The organism is Microcystis sp. M49636_WE2 (genome assembly GCF_030065375.1).
Lineage (GTDB): Bacteria > Cyanobacteriota > Cyanobacteriia > Cyanobacteriales > Microcystaceae > Microcystis > Microcystis aeruginosa_C.
On sequence record NZ_JASJFG010000225.1, the window covers coordinates 1 to 2,418 of the forward strand.

Annotated in this window: 1 protein-coding gene, 1 other RNA gene and 1 pseudogene; all 3 read right to left on the reverse strand. The window is 42.2% G+C overall.

The window, feature by feature from the left end; genetic code table 11:
• Positions 1-21: 21 nt before the first annotated feature.
• Positions 22-118, reverse strand: an RNA gene (gene ffs / locus PX484_RS05165) — signal recognition particle sRNA small type.
• An 86-nt stretch (positions 119-204) separates the two neighbouring features.
• Positions 205-1,341 (reverse strand): DUF58 domain-containing protein, encoded by a 1,137-nt coding sequence (locus PX484_RS05170; protein WP_287767825.1) that lies wholly within the window; start codon positions 1,339-1,341, stop codon positions 205-207.
• Positions 1,342-2,255: 914 nt separating this feature from the next.
• A pseudogene (locus tag PX484_RS05175) lies at positions 2,256-2,418 on the reverse strand (long-chain acyl-[acyl-carrier-protein] reductase); the annotation flags it as partial.

A 2,418-nucleotide genomic window follows, 5' to 3' on the forward strand; every position in this document is an offset into this window, starting at 1 on the left:
AGCGACCGTCACAGGCAACAAAAAGACCCGGAGATCACGCCAGTCACAAGCATCCCGTATTGCTGCTACCTTCCGGTCCTGACAAGGTTAAGGCGTTGCGATCGCATGAGTCCGAGTCTTTTCTATCATAACATCTTTTTCCGGGATACTGGCATTTTTTTCCAGAGAATTTCCTCTCAATCTAGACTGTGAACAGAAATTTTCTCAACGAGGGGGTTTTTGTAATTGTTGTTGTAGAGAAGTTTCCGCTTCGATCGCCAATCCGCTAAACTGTCGGATTAAGGGTGAAGGACTCTCCCCAGAATCGGCAGCCAGGAAAAATAACCAACGGCTGCCGGGGGTGAGTTGTTCGATGGAATTGAAGTTACTTGTCAACCAAATTAGCGGTAAATTAGGCAGATTGGCGTTTTTTTGACGAGCTTTTGCCTCTATACCAGCTAAAGTCTCTAAAATGACCCTTTCCCCTTGAATTAAACCCGTTTCACCGGTCCAGAGTTTCACATTTAATTGCCGACGATGGGCATAAAAATAGAGGGAAGCAGCGGCAATAATCGCCCGTTCAAAACTGTCTTCTTGCCAATCACAGAGGGTATCGAGACAGATAATCACTTCCTGTCCTCCCGTTAACACTTCTAATTCCCGAATTTGAAATTCTCCCAAACGGGCGCTAGTTTTCCAGTGAATTAAACGGGTAGAATCACCCTGGCGATATTGTCTCAGGTTACGCGTAAGTCCTTGACTAGCCCTTTGATAATAGCGATTATTTTCTAATTTTTGTTCCATCTCTTGACCGAGGGAATCGATTAGGGGACATTGTTGTAAGGGTAAAATTTGGGGATAAACTAAAGCTTTAGCCGCTGCTTGCTGACAACGACGACACCAAAATAAACCGAGAGGGGCTGCTGTTCTTAATTGTACTTCTTGCCAGTGATAAATACCCCGTTTACTGGTGGGTAAATAATAGGTCAAACGATGGCAACTTTTGGGGGCAATCGCTTCTATTGGGGTTATTTTTGGCTGATTGAGGACAATTGGCAGCATATCTGTCACTTCTAGCAGATTTATCGGCTGATTGCTGGTATTTTCTATCTCTAGGCTTATACTAAGATCGTCCCCCGCACTCACGGGTACAATGGCAAGACGACGCACTTTTAGGGGAAGAAGGGAACGACGCGGTAGAATTATTGATAAAATTAAAACAGCGATCGTCGTGCCACAGATAGCATACAACCATCCCGCCATGGTATTGGTCGCCGCTCCGAAAAAACAGAGGGTAATGCCAATGATTACCCCCCCACCGTAAGCGGGTAAAATACCGCGATCTTCTAACCAAGTTTTCATAGGGTTTAGTGGTTTTGTCGTCTTTGCTGGAAGGCTAAAAATCAGGCCCACACTTCTAGAATTACCCCAAAATCCCTCTGATCAGCGAAGGGAGTCCTATCCCTTGTCACTATTGTTATTTTTCTTAACAAAACTTAACAATTGATGGCAAAATTTTGCTTGCTTTTGTGGGCAGATTTTGGGATAATATTTTTGAAAGAGTTTATTCATAATTGGAATCTAAGCAGTCAGAAATAAACACAAACATCCCATTATGAAACAAGCATAACCCAAGCCGCCGCTAAAGTCAAGCACTCATTCCTAATTATTATTAGATTTCTTGCATAATTAATTTTTCAGAGTTCAAATATTTATTAGTACAAAAAGACCATTTGGAAGTTAACGAATTGATCGGGGTTTGAGCGAGTCAATTGGCGATCGCATTTTCGGCACTTTTCTGCTTACTTTATTCGCTAAAAAGCATACAGGATAAAGGTTACAGCAATTTTAAAACCCTTCCCTTAAAAAATTAAGCGAACAATGAGTCGAAGGCTCTGCCTTAAAGTAGTATTCAGGTAGAACCTGGGAACGCGCTAAAAATCAGGCCCACATCTCTATAATTCCCCCAAAACCCTTGAGAAACTATCAAGGAGATCGGACTGATCTGTTCAGGGAGTTCTCTTCCTTGCCACTCTTAGGACTTTTTCTTAACAAAACTTAACAATTGATGGCAAAATTTTGCTTGCTTTTGTGGGCAGATTTTGGGATAATATTTTTAAAAGAGTTTATTCATAATCGGAATCTGAGCAGTTGCCGATAAACACAAACATCCCATTATTAAACAAGCATAACCCAAGCCGCCGCTAAAGTCAAGCACTTACTCTAATTATTTTTCGCCTGAAACTTCTAATTCCGTGGGGGGTTGGGGGTATGAATTAAAATAACAAAGGTTGAAAACCGTGTTTGCGGGAAGCTGCGCCGATTTGTTCCATTTTAGGGACGGTAATTTGATTGCGTCCCCAGGAAAAATTAGTTTGCCAACCCTCCAACTCCAATAAAATCGCCTCAGCAAAACAGGCAAACATTTGACGAGAGGGA

Coding starts and splice junctions, on each gene's coding strand:
- PX484_RS05170 (WP_287767825.1), bottom strand. CDS start 1,341: ATGAAAACTTGGTTAGAAGATCGCGGTATTTTACCCGCTTACGGTGGG.